1 protein-coding gene is annotated in these 963 nt (G+C 63.8%); it reads left to right on the forward strand.

All coding sequences use genetic code 11. The features are described from left to right. Positions 1–102: 102 nt before the first annotated feature. Positions 103–963 (forward strand): DUF5682 family protein (locus tag A2J01_RS36975; protein WP_231915878.1); only part of this gene is annotated, 861 nt, incomplete at its 3' end.

The following is a 963-nucleotide window of genomic DNA, read 5'->3' on the forward strand; positions in this document are numbered from 1 at the left end:
TCCGGTCGCAGACAAGGTGGTGTGGAACGAGTACCTCGAGGCAGTAGTGCGTGAACGCGGCGAGTGGTCCGACTTCTACCGGGCGTGCCGCGAGGTCACCGGGTGACCATCGTGATTCCGGACCTGCGTGTCCGGGTCTTCGGTATCCGTCACCACGGCCCGGGATCTGCTCGTTCGGTTCGGCAGGGTCTGGAAGAGTTCTCGCCTGACGTCGTCCTGATCGAAGGGCCTTCGGACGCAGACCCGTTGGTGATGCTGGCGGCGTCGGAATCGATGAAACCGCCGATTGCGTTGCTCGCGTACGCCACTGGCGAGCCGTCGAAGGCGGCCTTCTGGCCGTTTGCTGTGTTCTCACCCGAATGGCAAGCGCTGCAGTGGGCTGCGAAGAACGGTGTGCAGGCACGGTTCTGCGATCTGCCCGCCTTCAACGTGTTGGCGGATCAGGGGATTCGTACTGTCCGCGAGGGCGATCCTCTGTCGGAACTGGCCGCGGCCGCGGGTTTCGACGACACCGAACGCTGGTGGGATTCGGTGATCGAATCGAGCTCGGGCGCAGATTCTTTCGATGCGATCACCGAGGCGATGGAGGCGCTGCGTGAGACAGTGCCGATCGACGAGGAGACAGCGCATCGCGAAGCGTATATGCGTCAGGTGCTGCGAAAGACGTTGAAAGATGGCGCTGAGCGGGTAGCGGTCGTCTGCGGAGCCTGGCACGCGCCGGCGTTGGTCGGAGCCTTGGGACCGGCGGCACCCGATGCTCGCATCCTCAAAGGAATGTCCAAGGTCAAGACCTCGCTGACGTGGGTTCCCTGGACTCACTCACGCCTGGCGTCGGCATCGGGTTACGGCGCCGGAATCACCTCGCCGGGCTGGTATCACCACCTGTTCACCGCGAACGACAAGACGATCACGCGGTGGCTCACCAAAGTTGCGCGGGTGCTCAGGGACGAGGACCTTCCGATC

Source organism: Rhodococcus sp. EPR-134 (assembly GCF_001647205.1).
Taxonomy (GTDB): Bacteria; Actinomycetota; Actinomycetes; order Mycobacteriales; family Mycobacteriaceae; genus Rhodococcus_F; species Rhodococcus_F qingshengii.